Raw genomic sequence first — 20,858 nt, forward strand, 5'->3', positions numbered from 1 at the left:
CGCATCAGCGTGCTGTTCGCCATGCTCCGCGACAGCACCCTCCACGAACCCCGAACCCCACGCCTCGCTTGACGAAAGACATAGAGGCACCCCCCGGGCCCCAACCGGCCCTTGCCGTACCCGAACGCTCAGTACCACGACCCCCGCCCCGGCGGCAGCGAGCCGATCTCCGCCAGGTCCCGCCGGTCCAGTACGAGCCCGGCCGCCGCCGCGTTCTCGGCGGCCCAGTGTTCCTTCTTCGTCCCCGGTACGGGCACGACGTGCGGCCCCTGCGCCAGTACCCACGCCAGCGCCACCTGCCCCGGTGTGGCCCCGTGCCGCGCGCCCACCCGGCGCAGCCCGGCCACCACCGGCTGGTTGGCGGCCATCATCTCGGCCGTGAAGCGCGGGTGCCGGGCCCGTATGTCCTCCGGTTCGAAGCCCTGACCGGGTGTCAGTGTGCCGGTGAGGAAGCCGTTGCCCAGCGGCATGGCGGCGAGGAATCCCACGCCGCGTGTGACGCACCATGGCAGCAGGGCCTCCAGCGCCTCCTTCGACCACACCGACAGCTCGGCCTGCACGCTGCTGACCGGGAACACCTGCTGGATGCGTTCCAACTGCCGCAGTGTCCCGTCGTACAGCCGCGTGCCCCGGCGGCGCCCGGCGCGCGCGCCCACCGCGCACAGTCCCAGTGACCGCACCTTCCCGGCCGCCACCAGCTCCGCCATCGCGCCCCAGGTCTCCTCGATCGGTACCTCGGGGTCGGTCCGGTGCAGTTGGTACAGGTCGATGCAGTCGGTCTGCAGGCGGCGGAGCGAGGCGTCGCAGGCCCGCTTGACGTAACCGGGACGCCCGTTGGCGACGATGTGCTGTTCGCCGACCAGCAGCCCGACCTTGGTCGACACGAAAGCTTCCGCGCGGCGCTCCTTCAGGGCCCGCCCGACCAGCAGTTCGTTGGTGAACGGCCCGTACATGTCGGCGGTGTCCAGCAGGGTGCAGCCCCGGTCGAGGGCGGTGTGCACGGTGCGCAGCGAGCTCTCGCCGTTGCGCTGCGACTCGGTGTACCCCCAGCTCATCGGCATACAGCCGAGTCCGATTGCACCCACTTCGAGCGCTGTAGCCCCGATTGTCCTGCGCTCCACGTGGCCGTGCCTCCATCCCCTCGCCCCCGATCAAGGGCCTGACCAAACTAACGTCTGAGGACGGAGAGGCATCGCATAGCCTCTGGCCATGGCACCTGCAGACCCGCGCACCGCCGCGAACGACGTATGGCTCCCGATCCCTCCCGACGAGGTCGGCGGACTGCCGGACGGCTTCGACTACGTCCATTGGGACGCCGGGCCGGAGTTCCCCGCCGACCCCGCGCGCTGCGCCTTCTACGTGGTCCCGTACATGAAAAGTCCGGAGGCGTGTGTACGCCCGCTGCCGGAGATGACGGGGCTGCGCGCCGTACAGACCTTGACCGCCGGCATCGAGCACATGCTGCCCGCGCTGCACCAGATGCCTCCCGGGACCCGGCTGTGCAACGCCCGCGGCCTGCACGACGCCAGCACGGCCGAGCTGGCGCTCACCCTGACGCTCGCCTCGCTGCGCGGCATCCCGGACTTCGTCCGCGGCCAGGATGCGGAGCGGTGGCTGGCCGGGTTCCGGCCCGCCCTCGCCGACCGGACGGTGCTCATCGTGGGTTACGGCTCGATCGGCAGTGCGATCGAGGACCGGCTCACACCCTTCGAGTGTGCGCGGGTGGCGCGCATTGCGCGCACCGCACGTGAGACCGTGCGCGGGCCCGTGCTTCCGCTCGCCGACCTGCCCGCCGAACTGCCCGGGGCGGACGTCGTGATCATCACCACGCCGCTCACCGACACCACCCGCGACCTGGTCGGTCGCGATTTCCTGGCCCGCATGAAGGACGGAGCGCTGCTGGTGAACGTCGCGCGCGGCGCCGTCGTCAACACGGAAGCACTTCTCGCGGAACTGAAATCCGGGCGGCTGCGGGCGGCCCTGGACGTCACCGATCCGGAACCGCTGCCCGCCGGGCATCCGCTGTGGCACGCTCCCGGCGTGCTCATCACTCCACACGTCGGTGGCCCCAGCTCTGCCTTCCTGCCCCGCGCGAAGCGCCTCGTGAGGGATCAGCTGGCGCGCTTCGCCTCGGGTGAACCCCTGGACCACGTCGTGGCTACGGCCGGGTGAAACCTTCCCGAACCCCTTGCGGGTAGCTCTACGGGGCCGTACGACTGCACTGGGTATCCGCATCCCGCCAACAGTCACGCTGCGTAGAGAGGCTATGTCCCTGAGTGACGAACCTGGTGTATCGTCCGAGCGGGGGCCGTGCCGGGCAGTGATACGGCGCAGCGCGAAAGACCGGAACCGAGGGGGGCGACGGGCGATGTACGGCCGATGGGCGATTCGCGAGACAGGCAATCCGCGATCTCCCGGGGGGACACCTCCGGGTCCCTGGGCGCGCCGGGCGCCGGGCGCGCACCGACCACCACGAGGTCGTGCGGTGGACGGGAGGAGAGGGCGGTGAGCGCCACGGGCGCGGTCCTCACCCGGCCGCCGGTGCAGACCGGCGGCGCACCGGGCGTGGTCCCGCAAGTCGTGCTCGCGGTGGTCTGCGGCGGCTATGCCGTCGGCGCCGCACTGGGCTGGGGCTCTCCCGAACTGGCGCTCTTCATGGGCGACTTCGGGCTCAGCGTGGCCGCCTTCGCCGCGGCCGTTTCCTGCTTCCTGTACGCCCGCAGGCACCACGGCCGGTTTCGACCCGCGTGGCTGCTGTTCGCCGCCTCCTCCACGATGGCGGGGATCGGCAACGGCGTCTGGGGCTGGTACGAAGTCGTGCTGCGCGAGCCGGTGCCGAGCCCGTCGCTCGCCGACTTCTGCTTCCTGCTCTTCGCCCCACCGGCCATCGTCGGCCTGCTCGTGCTCGCCAAGAGGCCCGTGAGCAAGGCCGGCTGGGTGTGCCTGGGACTGGACGCCTGGCTGATCGGCGGCTCGCTGCTGACGCTCTCCTGGAGCCTGGCGCTCGCGCACACCGCGCACTTCCAGGGCCAGAGCGTGCCGCAGGGCGCGCTCGCGCTGGCGTATCCGCTGCTGGACATCGTGCTGGTGAGCATGGTGCTCGCGCTGCACTTCAAGCGCTCCTCGGCGCACCGCTCGGCCATCAACACCGCCATCGCGGCGCTGGCCCTGACGGTGCTGTGCGACGCGCTGTTCAGCTCGCCGCTGCTGCGCGAGCACTACCGCTCCGGACAGATCCTGGACGCCGGCTGGTTCGCCGGTTCGATGCTGCTCACGTACGCGCCCTGGGTGGCCCGGCGGCTGCCCGGCGGCGACACCGCGGCCGCCGCTCCCGAGCGCGCCGCACCCCGCACGCCGCCGGCCACGGCCACTTCCGCGGCGGCGGCCGCCGCCACCCGGCCCATCGCCGGTTCGCTCGCGGCGCTCACCCCGTATCTGGCCGCCGCCGTCTGCACCCTGGGCATCCTGTACAACGTCCTGGACGGCCGCCGCATCGACCGCGTGGTGCTCTTCACCGGCTGCACGGTCGTCCTCGCCCTGGTCGTACGCCAGGGCATCATGCTCCTCGACAACATCACCCTCACGCAGGAACTGGCCCAGAAGGAGAACCACTTCCGGTCACTGGTGCAGGGCTCCAGCGACGTCATCATGATCGCCGCGCCGACCGGGATACTGCGCTACGTCAGCCCCGCCGCCGCGGGGGTCTACGGCCGGGACGCGGAGGATCTGGTCGGCTCCGAGCTGGCCTCCCTCATCCATCCCGAGGACCTGGGGCGGGTGGTGCACGAGGTGCGCAGATTCCTCGCCGCCCGGCCCGAGGACGAGCCGACCACGCGTATCGAGTGCCGTTTCCGTGCGGGGGAGCACCGTGCGGGCGGCGAGAAGTGGCTGAACGTCGAGTCCACGGTCAACCGCCACCACGGCGGCCTCATCTTCAACTCCCGTGACGTCACCGAACGCGTCCGCCTCCAGGCCCAGCTCCAGCACAACGCCTCGCACGACGCGCTCACCGACCTGCCCAACCGGGCCCTGTTCACCGAACGGGTCAGCCAGGCGCTGACCGGCCGCCGCGCCACCGATCCGGGCACCGCCGTGCTCTACATCGACCTGGACGGCTTCAAGCAGGTGAACGACACCATCGGCCACCAGGCGGGGGACGAGCTGCTGATCCAGGCCGCCCGCAGACTGGCCGAATCCGTACGGGCCGGGGACACCGCCGCGCGGCTGGGCGGCGACGAGTTCGCCGCGCTGATCATGGGCGACGGCTCCCGGGACCACACCGTCCGCGAGCACCGCATCCTGGAGGTCGCCGACCGGCTGCGCATCCGGCTCTCCGACCCGTACAAGATCGACGGCCGGGACGTACGGGTCGCCGCCAGCATCGGTGTCGCCTTCGCCGAGCCGGGCATCACCCCCGGCCCGCTGATGCGCAACGCCGACCTGGCCATGTACCGCGCCAAACAGGCCGGCAAGGGCTGCGTCAAGCTGTACGCACCCCAGATGCAGGCCGATGTGGTGCGCCGCGCCGAACTGGCCACCAAACTGCGCACCGCTCTGCACGACGGGGAGTTCGCGCTGCTCCACCAGCCCGTGGTGGAACTGGCCGGCGGCCGGATCACGACGGTCGCCGCACTGGCCCGGTGGCGCTCCGCCCAGGGCATACTCTTCACCCCCGCCGAGTTCCTGCGGGTCGGCGACCGCGGCCGGCTCAAGGAGGACGGCGACCGCACCGCCGAGCTGGGCCGCTGGCAGCTGGAGGAGGCGGTGCAGCAGGCCGCCGGCCGGCACCGGGCGGGCCATCCGGTCCCGGTCGCCGTCCGGATCTCCGCGCACCGGCTGCTCGACCGGGCGCTGCCGCCCAAGAGCATCGAGGCCCTGCTGTCCCGGCACGGCCTGCCGTCCGGGTCGCTGGTCCTGGAGCTGGCGGACACCGATCCGCGGATACCGCTGGAGGAGCTGGAGCGGCGCCTGGTCGCGCTGCGCCGCCTGGGGGTGCGGATCGCCCTGGACGGCTTCGGCAGCGGCGCGGCCGCCATCGGGGCGCTGCGGCGGCTGCCCGTCGACGTGCTGCGGCTGGACCGCGACCTGGTGGACGGGGTGGTGGACTCCGCCCGACTGCACAAGATCACTTCCGGCCTGCTGCGGATCGCCTCCGACCTCGGTATGCAGTCCGTCGCGGACGGCGTCGACCTGCCCGAGCAGATCGTCGCGCTGCGCTCCATGGGCTGCACGCACGGCCAGGGCATGGCCTTCTCCGGACCGCTGGACGAGCACCGGCTGCGCCGCGCGCTGACGCAGGGCGGCTATCCGGTGCCGGGTCCGGGGAGCGAGGGCCGGGCGGTGGTGCTCAGCGGTACGGGCCTGCCGGTACGCCACGTCAAGACGGGCCGCGAACCGGTGTCACCCGGACGGGTGCTGGGCGAACTGCCCAGGCGATTCGGGCCTGGTGACGGCCGGGACGGCGCGGAGGCGGCCATGGTGCGGCCGCCGCTGCGCCCAAATAGTGAGACCTCCGTCCCACCCACTTGACACTCCCCAGGCACCAGGGGGAGGGTCAGTTCCATGCGCACCCGAATTCTCGTACTTGGACAGCGCGTCGGCTGAAGCTGGGTCACCTGAGAATCCCAGCGCTCCGCACCGGCGCGCTCCCCTCGCTTGCCTCACGGCACGAGGGGTTTTTTGTTGCATAACCACCCCCATACCCCACCAAAACCCTCAGCTTCGAGAAGAGACGCAGATGACCGAGCAGGCCACCGGGGCCCACCATCCGCAGCCGCGGGCCCGTAACTCCGGCGGAGCACCCACCACCGCCGTGGAGCACGTCACGGGCGCGCAGTCCCTCATCCGTTCGCTCGAAGAGGTCGGGGCCGACACCGTGTTCGGCATTCCGGGGGGCGCCATCCTCCCCGCGTACGACCCGATGATGGACTCCTCGAAGGTCCGCCACGTCCTGGTCCGCCACGAGCAGGGCGCGGGCCACGCCGCCACCGGATACGCGCAGGCCACCGGCAAGGTCGGCGTCTGCATGGCCACCTCGGGACCCGGTGCCACCAACCTCGTCACCCCGATCGCCGACGCCCACATGGACTCCGTCCCGATGGTCGCGATCACTGGCCAGGTCGCCTCCAAGGCGATCGGCACCGACGCCTTCCAGGAGGCGGACATCTGCGGCATCACGATGCCGATCACCAAACACAACTTCCTGGTCACCGACGCCGCCGAAATCCCCCGCACCATCGCCGAGGCGTTCCACATCGCCTCCACCGGCCGCCCCGGACCGGTCCTGGTGGACATCGCCAAGGACGCCCTCCAGGCGCAGACCACCTTCTCCTGGCCGCCGCACACCGACCTGCCCGGCTACCGCCCGGTGACCAAACCGCACGCCAAGCAGATCCGCGAGGCCGCCCGGCTGATCACCGAGGCCCGCCGCCCGGTCCTGTACGTCGGCGGCGGGGTGATGAAGTCCGGCGCCACCGCCGAACTGAAGGTGCTGGCCGAACTGACCGGCGCGCCCGTCACCACCACCCTGATGGCCCTGGGCTCCTTCCCCGACACCCACCCGCAGCACGTGGGGATGCCGGGCATGCACGGCGCGGTCGCCGCCGTCACGGCCCTGCAGAAGTCCGACCTGATCGTGGCGCTCGGTGCCCGCTTCGACGACCGGGTCACCGGCAAGCTGGACTCCTTCGCCCCGTTCGCCAAGATCGTGCACGCCGACATCGACCCGGCCGAGATCGGCAAGAACCGCGCGGCCGACGTGCCGATCGTCGGCGACGCCCGCGAGGTCATCGCCGACCTGGTCGTGGCCCTCCAGGCCGAGCACGCCGCCGGCCACGCCGGCGACTACACCGCCTGGTGGAAGGACCTCAACCGCTGGCGCGAGACCTACCCGCTGGGCTACGACCACCCCGACGACGGCAGCCTGGCCCCGCAGCAGGTCATCCAGCGGCTGGGCGAGCTGGCCCCGGAGGGCACGATCTACGCGGCCGGCGTCGGCCAGCACCAGATGTGGGCCGCGCACTTCATCGACTACGACACGCCGTCCACCTGGCTGAACTCCGGCGGCGCCGGGACGATGGGCTACGCCGTCCCGGCCGCCATGGGCGCCAAGGCCGGACAGCCGGACCGTACGGTCTGGGCGATCGACGGCGACGGCTGCTTCCAGATGACCAACCAGGAACTGGTCACCTGCGCGCTGAACAACATCCCGATCAAGGTCGCGGTCATCAACAACGGCGCCCTCGGCATGGTCCGCCAGTGGCAGGCCCTCTTCTACAACCAGCGCTACTCGAACACGGTCCTGCACCGCGGCCCCGAGGACTGCCTGGCGACCGCGGAGGTCTCCGGCGGCGGCACCCGCGTGCCGGACTTCGTGAAGCTGGCCGAGGCGATGGGCTGCGTCGCGATGCGCTGCGAGGACCCGGCCGAACTGGACACGGTGATCGCCAAGGCGAACGCGATCAACGACCGTCCGGTGGTGGTGGACTTCATCGTCCACGAGGACGCCCAGGTCTGGCCGATGGTCGCGGCCGGCACCTCCAACGACGAGGTCATGGCGGCCCGCGGGGTCCGCCCGGACTTCGGCGACAACGAAGACGACTGAGACGCCGGGACGCGCGAGACACGCGGATAACAAGAGAGAAGACCGACCATGTCCAAGCACACGCTCTCCGTCCTGGTGGAGAACACCCCCGGCATCCTGGCCCGGATCGCCGCCCTGTTCTCCCGCCGCGGATTCAACATCGACTCGCTCGCCGTGGGAGTCACCGAGCACCCCGACATCTCCCGCATCACCATCGTGGTGAGCGTCGAGTCGCTTCCGCTGGAGCAGGTCACCAAGCAGCTCAACAAGCTCGTCAACGTGCTGAAGATCGTCGAGCTGGAGCCCGGCGCCGCGGTCCAGCGGGAACTGGTGCTGGCGAAGGTGCGCGCCGACAACGAGACCCGCTCGCAGATCGTGGAGATCGTCCAGCTCTTCCGCGCCAAGACCGTCGACGTCTCCCCGGACGCGGTGACCATCGAGGCGACCGGCAGCAGCGACAAGCTCGAAGCGATGCTCAAGATGCTGGAGCCGTTCGGCATCAAGGAGTTGGTGCAGTCCGGCACCATCGCCATAGGGCGCGGCGCCCGCTCCATCACGGACCGCTCGCTGCGGGCCCTGGACCGCTCCGCGTGAGTGGTCAGGCGCCCGCCGGACCGCATCGCGAGACCCCCGAACCCTTCCTTCCCCGCCCGACGTAATGTGTCGGGCAACCAGCTAGATCCAAGGAGATACCCGAAGTGGCCGAGCTGTTCTACGACGACAACGCCGACCTGTCCATCATCCAGGGCCGCAAGGTCGCGGTTCTCGGCTACGGCAGCCAGGGCCACGCCCACGCCCTCTCCCTGCGCGACTCCGGCGTCGACGTGCGCGTGGGTCTGCACGAGGGCTCGAAGTCGAAGTCCAAGGCCGAGGAGCAGGGGCTGCGCGTGGTCAGCCCCGCCGAGGCGGCCGCCGAGGCCGACGTCATCATGATCCTGGTGCCGGACCCGATCCAGGCGAAGGTCTACGAGGAGTCCGTCAAGGACAACCTGAAGGACGGCGACGCGCTGTTCTTCGGCCACGGTCTGAACATCCGCTACGGCTTCATCAAGCCCCCGGAGAACGTCGACGTCTGCATGGTCGCCCCCAAGGGCCCGGGCCACCTGGTGCGCCGCCAGTACGAGGAGGGCCGCGGCGTGCCGTGCATCGCGGCCGTCGAGCAGGACGCCTCCGGCAACGCCTTCGCGCTGGCCCTGTCCTACGCCAAGGGCATCGGCGGCACCCGCGCCGGCGTCATCAAGACCACCTTCACCGAGGAGACCGAGACCGACCTCTTCGGCGAGCAGGCGGTGCTCTGCGGCGGCGCCTCGGCGCTGGTCAAGGCGGGCTTCGAGACGCTGGTCGAGGCCGGCTACCAGCCGGAGATCGCGTACTTCGAGTGCCTGCACGAGCTGAAGCTGATCGTGGACCTCATGTACGAGGGCGGCCTGGAGAAGATGCGCTGGTCGATCTCCGAGACCGCCGAGTGGGGCGACTACGTCACCGGCCCGCGGATCGTCAACGACGCCACCAAGGCCGAGATGAAGAAGGTCCTCGCCGAGATCCAGGACGGCACCTTCGCCAACAACTGGATGGCGGAGTACAACGCCGGCCTGCCGAAGTACAACGAGTACAAGAAGGCCGACGAGGACCACCTGCTGGAGACCACGGGCAAGAAGCTCCGCAAGCTGATGAGCTGGGTCGACGACGAGCAGTAAGCCGTCCGGCACGGGGCCGTGGCAGCCGCCGCGGCCCCGTTCGCCATGACCGGCCACGTCAGCGGCCGGTCAGCGGTCCGTCAGCGTCGTACGCGACGTTGTCCATCCCGGCACACCACTACCGGGTGATCCTTCCGAAACGGCGGATGAACGGACGGGGGCCGCCACTACACTGCACACCACAAGCGCGTCAGGCTCACAGCGTCGTGCGTCTTCTCGCGGCTGCCCCCTTCACCGCCTTCGGCCGTCGGGACGGCCGTCCTCCCCCGTAGCCACAAGGGGCACGGGAGGGGCCCCCAGGACTAGTGAGGACTGAAGACCACGTGAGCTCGAAACCTGTCGTTCTGATCGCCGAGGAACTGTCGCCCGCCACCGTCGACGCCCTCGGCCCGGACTTCGAGATCCGGCACTGCAACGGCGCCGACCGCGCCGAGCTGCTGCCCGCCATCGCCGACGTCGACGCGATCCTCGTGCGCAGTGCGACCAAGGTCGACGCCGAGGCCATCGCCGCCGCCCGCAAGCTCAAGGTCGTCGCCCGGGCCGGCGTCGGCCTGGACAACGTCGACGTCTCCGCCGCCACCAAGGCCGGCGTGATGGTCGTCAACGCGCCGACCTCCAACATCGTCACCGCCGCCGAGCTGGCCTGCGGCCTGCTGCTCGCCACGGCCCGCAACATCCCGCAGGCGAACACCGCCCTGAAGAACGGCGAGTGGAAGCGCAGCAAGTACACCGGCGTCGAGCTGTCCGAAAAGGTCCTCGGCGTGGTGGGCCTCGGCCGGATCGGCGTGCTGGTCGCGCAGCGCATGTCGGCCTTCGGCATGAAGATCGTCGCGTACGACCCGTATGTGCAGCCGGCCCGCGCCGCGCAGATGGGCGTCAAGCTGGTCTCCCTGGACGAGCTGCTGGAGGTCGCGGACTTCATCACCGTCCACCTCCCCAAGACCCCCGAGACCGTCGGTCTGATCGGCGACGAGGCGCTGCACAAGGTCAAGCCGTCGGTACGCGTCGTCAACGCCGCGCGCGGCGGCATCGTGGACGAGACCGCGCTGGCCAGCGCCCTGAAGGAGGGCCGGGTGGCCGGCGCGGGCCTGGACGTGTACGCCACCGAGCCCTGCACGGACTCCCCGCTGTTCGAGTTCGACCAGGTCGTCGCCACCCCGCACCTCGGTGCCTCGACCGGTGAGGCGCAGGAGAAGGCGGGCATCGCGGTCGCCAAGTCGGTGCGTCTGGCGCTGGCGGGCGAGCTGGTACCGGACGCGGTCAACGTCCAGGGCGGCGTGATCGCCGAGGACGTCAAGCCGGGCCTGCCGCTGGCCGAGCGCCTGGGCCGGATCTTCACCGCGCTGGCCGGCGAGGTCGCGGTCCGCCTGGACGTCGAGGTGTACGGCGAGATCACCCAGCACGACGTCAAGGTGCTGGAGCTGTCCGCGCTCAAGGGCGTCTTCGAGGACGTGGTGGCCGAGACGGTCTCGTACGTCAACGCCCCCCTGTTCGCGCAGGAGCGCGGTGTCGAGGTACGCCTGACCACCAGCAGCGAGTCGGCCGAACACCGTAACGTCGTCACGGTGCGCGGCACCCTCTCCGGCGGCGACGAGATCTCCATCTCCGGCACGCTGGCGGGCAACAAGAACCAGCAGAAGATCGTCGCGGTCGGTGAGCACTCCATCGACCTCGCGCTCGCCGACCACATGGCCTTCCTGCGCTACGGCGACCGCCCCGGCGTCGTCGGCACGCTCGGCCGGATCCTCGGCGAGGCGGGCATCAACATCGCCGGGATGCAGGTCTCGCGGGCAGACGCGGGCGGCGAGGCACTGGTCGCGCTGACCGTGGACGACACGATCCCGGCGCCGGTGCTCGCTGAGATCGCGGACGAGATCGGCGCCACCTCGGCGCGTGCGGTCAACCTCGCGGACTGAGCCGCGGAGGACGCGTTCCACCACCGGGCCCGGGCCCCGCTGCGGCGGAGTCCGGGCCCGTTGCCGTGTGCGCCCGGCCACGGCGGGTGAGGGATGGCCCGTCACCCGTTCGGCGTAGTGCCCGCGGAGGCCGGGTGCCGCGCAAACTCGCCGTGGCGCCGGTGTTCCGGGGGTCTCGCGGGGTTTTCCGAGTCGCTGCGTGCCGCCAGGCGGCGCGCAATGGGAACTGCGCGTGCCCCCTGCCGGCGCGCGCGGAAGGAGAGCGACGCCATGAATGCACCCCTGGGTGAGAACCCTCAGGATCTGGCCGGCATGAATGTGGTCGACAAGGAGGGCACCAAGGTGGGCTCGGTCCAGCAGGTCTACCGGGACGATGCCACCGAAGCGCCCGAGTGGATCACTGTGCGCACCGGCCTGTTCGGCATGAAGGAGACCTTCGTACCGCTCGCCGGATGCCGGCGTGTGGGCGACGAGATGCAGGTCCCGTACACCAAGGACCAGATCAAGGACGCGCCGCGGATCGAAGCGGACGGCCATCTGGAGCCGGCCGAGGAGGAACGGCTGTACCGGCACTACGGCATGGCGCGGCCGGGCACCGCACCGTCCGGCACGGTCCCGGGACGCACCACGGCCACCGGCGCCGGGATGGGCACCGCCGGCGCGGCGGGCGCGGCCGGTATGCGCCGGCCCGAGGAGCGCCGCCGGGAGCGGACCGAGTCCGCGCCGCTGGCCGGCGCGGGTGCCGGTGCGATGGCCATGTCCCGCGGCCGGGACACGGACGCCAAGCGCGCCAAGGAGCAGAACCCGGAGATGCTCATCTCCGAGGAGCACGTGGAGCTGGGCACCGAGTCGCACGAGAGCGGCCATGCCCGGCTGCGCAAGCATGTGACGGCCGAGGAGGTGCACCGCTCCGTACCCGTCAGCCATGACGAGGCCCGCATCAGGCGCGAGAAGATCAGCGAAGAGGACCGCCGCAAGGGGCGCACCCAGCAGCCCGAGCTGGGCGACGGCGAGCTGGACGTCACGCTCTACGAGGAGCAGGTCGTCGTCCGCAAGGAGAACGTGCCGGTGGAGCGGATCCGGCTGGAGACCGAGCGGGTCACCGAGCAGCAGGAGGTCAACACCGAGGTCCACCGGGAAGAGGTGGAGTTCGACGACGGCAAGGGCACCGGCCGGCGCGACCGGCGGGGCCGGGGCGGCCAGGGGCCCGAGCGGGGCCGCGGCGGTCCGGGGCCCGAGCGGGACCGGTAGGCCGCAGGCATCCGCGGCGCCGCCGCTCTCTCGGCCGTCGCCGTATCACGGGCCCGGCCCGCCGCCTGTACAGCGCGGCGGGCCGGGTTCCGAACTGGCGGGGGGCCGGGAGCGAGCTGGACGTCTGTATGAGACGCCCGTCCGGTACAGCTGCCCGCCGGGCATAGGCTGACCGCATGGGACACCGTGAAGACCTGCTGGAAGGGGCCAAGCGCTGCCTCCTGGAAAAGGGGTACGCGCGCACCACCGCCCGCGACATCGTGGCCGCCTCCGGCACCAATCTGGCGTCCATCGGCTACCACTACGGCTCCAAGGACGTCCTGATGCGCAAGGCGCTGATGGAGTCCGTCGAGGAGTGGGGGACGGGACTCTCCGCCGCGGAAGAAGCCGGCGGCGGGGAACCGGCCGGTGACCCCGTGGAGCGCTTCGCGGCCGTGTGGGACCGGATCCTGCGGAGCTTCCTGGACCAGCCCGGTTTCGTCGCCTCCCAGGTCGAGGTGCTCGGCCTGCTGCCCCGCGACCCCGAACTGCGCGCGGCGCTGGCCACCGTCCTGCCGGAGGGCGGCGAAGGCCTGGTCGCGGTCTTCGAGAACGTACCGGACACCGAGGTGGACGCGGAGACGGCGCGGGTCGTCGGGTCCTTCTACCAGGCGCTGCTCACCGGCCTGATGGTGCAGTCCCTGGTCGACCCGGCGGCGCTGCCTTCGGGCGGCGAACTCGTGACGGCGATGCGGCGGGTGCTCTCCGGCACGGTGCTGGGGCCGGGTGCGGACGGTGCCGGGGACGAGGCCGGCGGACCGGCCGGTTCCTGACCGTACGCGGGCCGTCGGCCGGCCCGGTCCGTGTCCGTCTGCGTCGGTCAACCGGCTGAGAGCGTTCGGTATTTGACCGTTCAGCACTTGTCCGGCCGTGTCGCCGCGTTCTAGGCTCCCCGTACGGGACCAGGCAGCAGCTGCCGTCGGGCCCGGATCTCCCAGACCCAGAGGTCGCCGAGCACCACGCACCCAAGATCGGCCGGAGATCCGCGCCACGCAGCGAACAAGCGACTCCGGCCCCGCCCTTCCCGGCCTGTCCAGCCAGGGGTCCTCCCGCGCACCCCCGGCCCACCAGGAAGGGCGGCCACTGCCAGGCGAAGGGGAAGAGGAGCCCCGGCGTCCGGCAGCCGGTCGCCGCCGGTTTTCCGGTTCTTCTCCCGGCGGCGGCCGCACCCTCACGGGTACGCCGTGGCCCCACCGGGGCCCGGGTCCCCGCAGACTCATATGGTCCGTCCGGATGCGCCGTCTGTCCAGTACTCAACAACCGGCCTGTTGACGGCCGGAAGCGCGATGCCACGGTACGCGGGCGGACGCTCACAGACGTGCCGTCTTCAGCGCCATGTGGAGCAGCAGCCGGTCGCCCCCCTCGTCCAGATCGAGCCCGGTCAGCTTCTCGACGCGGCCGAGGCGGTAGTACAGCGTCTGGCGGTGGATGCCGAGCGCCTGGGCGGCGCGGCCCGCCTGTCCCGCGCAGTCCAGGAACACCTCGGCCGTACGGGCGAGTTCGCTGTGCGAGGGCGTCAGCAGCGGACGTACCGTCGCGTCGGGTTCGGCCGACGGCAGGCCCGTCAGCAGGCGGTACGAGCCGATGGCGCCCCACTCGGCCACCGGGCCCAGCCGGGGTTCCGCGCGCGCGGCGCGTGCCGCGGCCAGCGCCTCCTGCCAGGCGGCGGGCAGGTCGGCCAAGTCCCGTACCGGCGTGCCGAGTCCGGCGGCTCCCGGCAGGGTACGGGCTTCCGCCCCGGCCGGTGCCAGGCCCCCGACGGCGCGGGGCGAGCGCAGCAGGTGCTCGGCCACCGTGTGGGCCGCTGCGAGGGTGGACGGCGAACGCAGCCGTACGAGAGCCGCCAGCGACGGGGCGTCGGCGGTCGCGCGCGACGGCGCGGTGGGGGCGGAGCGCCGCCCTCCGGAAGCGGCCGACGCGGCAGCCAGGGCCGGGCCCTCCTCGGTGGCCCCGTTCGCGGCGGGCAGCGCGCAGGCTGCCAGCAGCCCCGGCAGGTTGGGCAGCGGCGCGTGATCGGATTCCGGGACGTCCCACGGCGTCACCGCCACCACCATCAGAGGCGCGTCCGCCGCGGACCGCAACCCGTCGCGCAGCGCGCCCGCCGCGGCGCCGCGCTGCGGGGTACGCGAGACCAGCAGCGCGCGCAGCAGGTCGCCCAGCTCGGCGCCCGCACGGGCCTCCGCCGCCAGCAGGGCGCCGATGCCCGCTGCCGACTCCATCGCCTGCTCGATACGGGGGTCCGGCGGCGCGCCGCCACCGCCCAGCTCCAGGTCGGTCAGATGGCCGTCGTCCAGCAGCCACACATACCCGTGCACGATGCCGCGGTGGCGCACGGGCAGGCAGATCCGGCCCTTGAAGACCCCGGCCGCCGGATCGGGCGGGATGCGCAGCGCCGTCTTGGCGCGGGCGATGCCGAACGCCTCGAACCAGGCCCGTACCGCCGCCGTCGAGCGGCGCTGGAGGATCGACCGGGTCCGTACCGGGTCCATGACCAGGTCGTCGTCGCCCTCGTGCGCGCCGAAGGCGATCAGCCCGAAGTCGCGGTCCTCCAGGGTCGCCGGGGCGCCGAGGGCGGCCGAGATCTCGTCCACGAGCTGCTGGTAATCGCCCCGCATCTGCCGCGTGGCTCCCTTCCGGTCGCGCGGCAGGCCCGTACGGCCGCCGGTGTCCGTGCGGTCACCGGGGGAGAGGGTCCCGCCGGTGCCGTTGTGGTCATTCCCCATTCTCATACATCTGTCTGAGATCCCGGCCACGAAGGCCAGACAGCTGTCGATGGCCGCGAAGTAGCGAGATCCTTAAGTTTCAGGTGGCTCATCTCGCCGTCGCGCCCGCCTGCCAGGCGCCCGCCCGGCTTGTCATCTTGAATCGTGGAGGTGCCCCGTGCTGGGTCCCGTGCTTCTCGCAGCAGCCCGCAGCGACAGCATCCGCCGTGTCGTCTCGGCCGCCCCGGTCACCCGTCCGGTCGTCGACCGGTTCGTGGCCGGTGAGCGGCTCGACGCGTCCATGGCCGCCGTGCGGTCCCTGGCCGACCGCGGCATGGAGGTCACCCTCGACCACCTCGGTGAGGACATCACCGATCCGGCCGAGGCGCTGCGCAACCGCGACGCCTACCTCCAGCTGACCGCCGCCCTCAAGGACCTGGGCCTGGGCGCGCGCGCCGAGATGTCCGTCAAGCTCTCCGCCTTCGGACAGGCCCTGCCCGGCGGCCACGAGCTGGCCCTCAAGAACGTCACGCCGGTCGTCGAGGCCGCCGCCGAAGCCGGCACGACGGTCACCCTGGACATGGAGGACCACACCACGGTCGACTCCACCCTGGCGATCCTCGGCGAGCTGCGCGCCCGCTTCCCGCAGACCGGCGCCGTGCTCCAGTCCTACCTCTTCCGCACCGAGGACGACTGCCACGCGCTCGCCGGGGAAGGCTCCCGCGTGCGCCTGGTCAAGGGCGCCTACAAGGAACCCGCGACGGTCGCGTTCCAGGACAAGCGGGAGGTCGACAAGGCGTACGTACGCTGCCTGAAGATCCTCATGGCCGGCAAGGGCTACCCGATGATCGGGTCGCACGACCCGCGCATGGTGGCGATAGGCCAGGAGCTGGGCCGCCGCTTCGGCCGCAAGCCCGCCGAGTACGAGTTCCAGATGCTGTACGGCATCCGCGAGACCGAGCAGCAGCGCCTGGTCGCGGAAGGCCACCGGATGCGGGTCTACATCCCGTACGGCACCGACTGGTACGGCTACTTCATGCGCCGCCTCGCCGAGCGCCCCGCCAACCTCGCGTTCTTCCTGCGCTCGCTCCTCACCAAGAGCTGAGCGGCGGCCCCGGCCCCGCCGGACCGCACGCGCCGGGCCGCCGTACGCGGCCGGGCGCCCACAACTTGACGCACCCGCACACCCCCGACCGAAGGAGACGGCCGACATGGACGCCGTGACCCACGTCCCCGCCCCGTACAACGAGCCGGTGCACGGCTACGCCCCCGGCTCCCCGGAGCGCGCCCGCCTGGAGGCCAAGCTCAAGGAGCTGGCCGGCAACCCGATCGACCTGCCGATGACCATCAACGGCGAGAAGCGGATGGGCGGCGGCGAGCGCTTCGACGTCGTCCAGCCGCACAACCACAAGGCGGTCATCGGCACGTACGCCAACGCCACCCGCCAGGACGCCCAGGACGCGATCGACGCCGCCCTGGCCGCCGCCCCGGCCTGGCGCGCCATGTCCTTCGACGACCGCGCCGCGATCCTCCTCAAGGCCGCGGACCTGCTGTCAGGACCGTGGCGCGAGACCATCGCCGCCTCCACGATGCTCGGCCAGTCCAAGACCGCCCAGCAGGCCGAGATCGACGCGCCCTGCGAGCTGGTGGACTTCTGGCGCTTCAACGTCCACTTCGCGCGCGAGCTGCTCCAGGAGCAGCCGCCCATGCAGCCGAACGGCGTCTGGAACCGCCTGGACCACCGCCCGCTGGAGGGCTTCGTCTACGCGATCACGCCCTTCAACTTCACCGCCATCGCCGGCAACCTGCCGACCGCGCCCGCCCTCATGGGCAACGTCGTCGTCTGGAAGCCGTCCCCCACGCAGACCCACTCCGCGATCCTGCTCATGCAGCTCCTGGAGGAGGCCGGCCTGCCCAAGGGCGTCATCAACCTGGTGACCGGTGACGGCAAGGAGGTCTCCGAGGTCGCGCTGCCGCACCCGGAGCTGGCCGGCGTCCACTTCACCGGCTCCACCGCCACCTTCCAGTACCTGTGGAAGGCGGTCGGCGAGAACATCACCAACTACCGCTCGTACCCGCGCCTGGTCGGCGAGACCGGCGGCAAGGACTTCATCGTCGCCCACCCGACCGCCGACCCGGCGATCCTGAAGACCGCCATCACCCGCGGCGCCTTCGAGTACCAGGGCCAGAAGTGTTCGGCGGCCTCCCGCGCCTACATCGCGCGCTCCACCTGGGACAACGGCTTCAAGGACGACCTGGTGGCCGAGGTCGAGGGCCTCACCATGGGTGACGTCACCGACCTGTCGAACTACATCGGCGCCGTCATCGACGACCGCTCCTTCGCCAAGAACAAGGCCGCGATCGACCGCGCCAAGCAGGACCCGACCTGCGAGATCGTGGCCGGCGGCACGTACGACGACTCGGTCGGCTACTTCGTGCGCCCGACCGTGATCGCCTGCTCGGACCCGGAGAACGAGGTCTTCAAGACCGAGTACTTCGGCCCGGTCATCGCCGTCCACGTCTATGAGGACGCCGACTTCGACACGATGCTGGAGCAGATGGAGTCCGCCTCGGCGTACGCCCTGACCGGCGCCGTCCTCGCCAAGGACCGCCAGGTCCTGGCCGCCGCCTCCGAGAAGCTCCGCTTCGCGGCCGGCAACTTCTACCTCAACGACCGCCCCACCGGCTCGATCGTCGGCCAGCAGCCCTTCGGCGGCGGCCGCGCCTCGGGCACCAACGACAAGGCGGGCTCCAAGTTCAACCTGATCCGCTGGATGTCCCCGCGCGCCATCAAGGAAACGATGGTCGCCCCGACGGACTACCGCTACCCGCACATGGGCTGATGCGATAGCCGTACGACGCCGACGGCCCGGCGCCCCCACCGAAGGGGGCGCCGGGCCGTCGGCGTACCGGCGTCCGATCAGCCGTCGCCGCGTGGCGGGCCGGTGATCGAGGCATCGATGACGAAGCCTTTGGCGGGGCCTTCGGGGATGGCGATGCCGGTGCCGTAGGGGACGCGGTGTTCGGCGGCGTAGCCGGCTTCGCGGGGGCGAGGGGTGGTGAATACGGTGACAGTGCCGCGACGGTCGTGGGTGTCCAGGAGGACATAAACGGGGATGCCCGCTCGCGCGTAGGCCCGGCGCTTGCGGTCGCGGTCGCGGGTGATGCCGTCCTGGTCGGGGGCGACCGCTTCAGCGATCACGGGCACGGCGGACGCACGGATGCCGATGTCGTCCTGGACGTCGTCCTCATCGGTGTCCCTGAGCGCGATCAGGACGTCCGGGATCCAGGCATCGCGGCGGTGCACCACGTACATGCACTGGTAGGGCACGTACAGGGTGCCGGCCAGGTGCTCGCTGAGCGCATCGCGGAGCCTGTTGGCTCTCCCGGCCTGCGCGAGGTGCCCGGTCCGCCACACTTCGATGAACCCTTCGACGATCTCCGTGCGGAAGCCTTCGGGGGTCTCCAGAGCTTTCCACGCCTGCCACCGGGCCTCTTCGAGTTCCGAGGGAACGTCGGGGTCGAGCAAGGCCATGGCGTGGCTCCTCCGTGCGTCGGGCGCGCCCGGCCCCATGGCACAAGCCACGCCGCCACGCTACGGAGCCGTGTCCCCGGGCCGCCGCCCGACCTCGACCGATCACTCGAATGTGCACCTCAGGCCAGAGCTTGTCTCAAATAGTAGGAAGCCCAAGTAATTGTGCAGACATCACGGCTCCGCTGGCCTAGCTTTGTAGGAGCTGAACGTTCCGCTCCATCGAGCGGTGGCGGGTGCGGCCCGGTGTGTGCGTGCAGGTGATCCCTGCTGATGCCGTGGCCCCCGCCGATGTCGGCCGATTCCGGAAGGACGCTTCCGTTCATCTCTCTCGGAGCTTTGGCGTTGGAGGCGCATCATGACCAAGACCGCTGTCCGCAGGATCCGGCACTCCGCCCGTGCGACCGGCGAGGCCGACCGCAAGAACGCCGCCGCCGCGCTCCAGCGGGCGCTCGACCGCCGGGACAACGGCGGCTCGACCGGGCACTGAGCCCGGGAGCCGTCCGTGTGGGCGGGGGCGCGGCGCGCGACCGCGCGCCCGCGCCCGCCTCAGCCGCGCCGGGTGACCTCGAAGCGGTCGATGCTCTCGCCCGACTCGGCGAGCGCGGTGACCTTCATCCGGGGCCGGTGGCCCGGCAGCACCTCGACCGCGATGAAGGAGTAGCCGGTGTAGCGCACCCGCGACCACTGCACGGCTTCCTTGACCTTCACCTTGCCCTTGGCCCAGTGGTACGTGTCCACGTGGTCGAGGTCCTTGACGTGGCCCTCGTAGCTGTCCGGCACCGGGAAGTCGTACAGCGACTTGCCCGCGCCGCCGGCCGTGACGTACACGATGCCTTCGCGCGAGGAGTCCACCGTCTCGCCGATGGGCATCTTCTTGGAGACCCGGCCGCCCTTGATGGCGTCGGTCCGCTCGTAGACATGGTTGTGGCCGTTGACCACCAGGTCCACCTGGTGCTTCTCGAAGAGCGGCAGCCAGGCGTCGCGCACTCCGCCCTCGGAGGCGTGCGAGTTGGTGGTGGAGAAGGCGCAGTGGTGGAAGAAGACGACGATGAAGTCGATGCCCTTGGCGGCGCGCAGTGCGGCCAGCTTCCGGTCCAGCCACTTGGTCTGCTTGCCGTCGGTCACGCCCAGGTTGGCGGGGATCTCGTACGAGACGTCGTTGGCGTCGAGCGCGACGACGGCGACGTTGCCGTACGTGAAGGAGTAGACGCCCGGCGCCTTCTCGGCGTCCGGGCCGTTGTCCGGCAGGCTCCAGCGGGCGTTCTGGCCGCCGTATCCGTTGGGGGAGTACCAGGCTTCCATGTCGTGGTTGCCGGTGGTCACCATCCACGGCACGGTCTTGGCCACCGACTCGGTCTGCGCGAGGAACTGGTCCCACTGGCGCGCGTCGTAGGTGTCGTGGTCGGTGCCGGTGCCGTCCGGGTCGGCGTAGCAGATGTCGCCGGCGTGCAGGTGGAAGGACGGGTTCTGGCCCAGGATGAGCTGGTCGTTGGCGAGTGCGTGGTAGCTGACGCCCTGGTCGCCGAAGGCGGTGAAGACGAACCGTTCGGCACGGGCCGGGGCGGTACGGAAGGTGCCGAGGGTGCCGAAGTGGCGGGAGTCGGCGGGGTCGAAACCGTCGTGGCCGACGCCGTAGTAGTACGTCGTGCCCGGCCGCAGGCCGTCGAGCGCGGCGTGCAGGTAGTACTGGTCCACCGCGGGCAGCTTCTTGCTCAGCGCCGGCGTGTGCAGCTCCCGTACCTCGGCGTGGATCTTCCGGCTCAGGTCCCAGGGGCGCAGCCCCACCCGCAGGAACGGCCGCTTGACCGCGAACGGCACCTGCCAGGAGACGCGCATCTGGTGCCTGGGGTCCGCGCCGAAGGCGAGGTGCCGGCCGAACGGCGCGACCACCGAGCCGTGGACCGCGCCGGTGGCGGGGGAGGAGAGCAGGGTGGGGGAGGCGGCGGCCTGGGCCGGGCCCGCCAGCAGGCTGCCGCCCGCGACGGCGCCGGCGGTGGCGGCGGAGGTGCGCAGCAGTCCGCGGCGGGTCAGTTTCGTACGGAGGTACTCGTGCTGCTCGGGCATGCTCATACGGCTCGCGAGCGGTTCGGGAATGCCCACGCGTGGTGTGTCCATGAAGCGCAACGTCGCATTCTC

At 71.3% G+C, this 20,858-nt stretch carries 15 protein-coding genes; 11 read left to right on the plus strand and 4 right to left on the minus strand.

The window, feature by feature from the left end; genetic code table 11:
• Nucleotides 1–128: 128 nt before the first annotated feature.
• A complete protein-coding gene (locus ACZ53K_RS28495) occupies nt 129–1,121 on the minus strand; it encodes an aldo/keto reductase (protein ID WP_468841861.1) in 993 nt (330 codons plus the stop codon).
• An 88-nt stretch (nt 1,122–1,209) separates the two neighbouring features.
• On the opposite strand from ACZ53K_RS28495, the gene ACZ53K_RS28500 reads away from it, so the two are divergent.
• The 8 genes from ACZ53K_RS28500 (at nt 1,210) to ACZ53K_RS28535 (ending at nt 13,258) form a co-directional block, all read left to right on the plus strand.
• Nucleotides 1,210–2,172, plus strand: a complete 963-nt coding sequence (locus ACZ53K_RS28500) for a 2-hydroxyacid dehydrogenase (protein WP_468841863.1) — start codon at nt 1,210–1,212, stop codon at nt 2,170–2,172.
• Nucleotides 2,173–2,505: 333 nt separating this feature from the next.
• Nucleotides 2,506–5,529: a putative bifunctional diguanylate cyclase/phosphodiesterase gene (locus ACZ53K_RS28505; RefSeq protein WP_468841865.1), complete on the plus strand. Its 3,024-nt coding sequence runs from the start codon at nt 2,506–2,508 to the stop codon at nt 5,527–5,529.
• A 208-nt stretch (nt 5,530–5,737) separates the two neighbouring features.
• Nucleotides 5,738–7,603 (plus strand): acetolactate synthase large subunit, encoded by a 1,866-nt coding sequence (locus ACZ53K_RS28510; RefSeq protein WP_468841867.1) that lies wholly within the window; start codon nt 5,738–5,740, stop codon nt 7,601–7,603.
• Between the two features lie 48 nt (nt 7,604–7,651).
• A complete protein-coding gene (gene ilvN, locus ACZ53K_RS28515) occupies nt 7,652–8,176 on the plus strand; it encodes an acetolactate synthase small subunit (RefSeq protein WP_030018315.1) in 525 nt (174 codons plus the stop codon).
• Nucleotides 8,177–8,280: 104 nt separating this feature from the next.
• Nucleotides 8,281–9,279, plus strand: a complete 999-nt coding sequence (gene ilvC, locus ACZ53K_RS28520) for a ketol-acid reductoisomerase (RefSeq protein WP_030018316.1) — start codon at nt 8,281–8,283, stop codon at nt 9,277–9,279.
• A gap of 323 nt (nt 9,280–9,602) precedes the next feature.
• Entirely contained in the window at nt 9,603–11,195 is a 1,593-nt protein-coding gene (gene serA, locus ACZ53K_RS28525; RefSeq protein WP_468841871.1) for a phosphoglycerate dehydrogenase, read from the plus strand.
• A gap of 270 nt (nt 11,196–11,465) precedes the next feature.
• Complete coding sequence (locus ACZ53K_RS28530; protein ID WP_468841873.1) at nt 11,466–12,446, plus strand: PRC and DUF2382 domain-containing protein; 981 nt, start codon at nt 11,466–11,468, stop codon at nt 12,444–12,446.
• Between the two features lie 176 nt (nt 12,447–12,622).
• Entirely contained in the window at nt 12,623–13,258 is a 636-nt protein-coding gene (locus ACZ53K_RS28535; protein ID WP_468841876.1) for a TetR/AcrR family transcriptional regulator, read from the plus strand.
• 537 nt (nt 13,259–13,795) lie between these two features.
• Here the strand turns inward: ACZ53K_RS28535 and ACZ53K_RS28540 are convergent.
• Complete coding sequence (locus tag ACZ53K_RS28540; protein WP_468842107.1) at nt 13,796–15,100, minus strand: PucR family transcriptional regulator; 1,305 nt, start codon at nt 15,098–15,100, stop codon at nt 13,796–13,798.
• Between the two features lie 265 nt (nt 15,101–15,365).
• Between ACZ53K_RS28540 and ACZ53K_RS28545 the strand changes: the two genes are divergently transcribed.
• A complete protein-coding gene (locus tag ACZ53K_RS28545; protein WP_468841879.1) occupies nt 15,366–16,292 on the plus strand; it encodes a proline dehydrogenase family protein in 927 nt (308 codons plus the stop codon).
• A gap of 106 nt (nt 16,293–16,398) precedes the next feature.
• Nucleotides 16,399–18,030: an L-glutamate gamma-semialdehyde dehydrogenase gene (gene pruA, locus ACZ53K_RS28550; protein WP_468841882.1), complete on the plus strand. Its 1,632-nt coding sequence runs from the start codon at nt 16,399–16,401 to the stop codon at nt 18,028–18,030.
• A 77-nt stretch (nt 18,031–18,107) separates the two neighbouring features.
• Here pruA and ACZ53K_RS28555 read toward each other — a convergent pair whose 3' ends face one another.
• A complete protein-coding gene (locus ACZ53K_RS28555; protein WP_468841884.1) occupies nt 18,108–18,722 on the minus strand; it encodes a Uma2 family endonuclease in 615 nt (204 codons plus the stop codon).
• 355 nt (nt 18,723–19,077) lie between these two features.
• Here ACZ53K_RS28555 and ACZ53K_RS28560 point away from each other — a divergent pair, with 355 nt between their 5' ends.
• Complete coding sequence (locus ACZ53K_RS28560; protein ID WP_274535863.1) at nt 19,078–19,209, plus strand: hypothetical protein; 132 nt, start codon at nt 19,078–19,080, stop codon at nt 19,207–19,209.
• Between the two features lie 59 nt (nt 19,210–19,268).
• Here the strand turns inward: ACZ53K_RS28560 and ACZ53K_RS28565 are convergent, their stop codons facing one another.
• Nucleotides 19,269–20,837, minus strand: coding sequence for a purple acid phosphatase family protein (locus tag ACZ53K_RS28565; protein ID WP_468841887.1), 1,569 nt, complete (start codon nt 20,835–20,837; stop codon nt 19,269–19,271).
• Nucleotides 20,838–20,858: the final 21 nt, after the last annotated feature.

It is taken from the genome of Streptomyces sp. NPDC033221 (assembly GCF_055577005.1).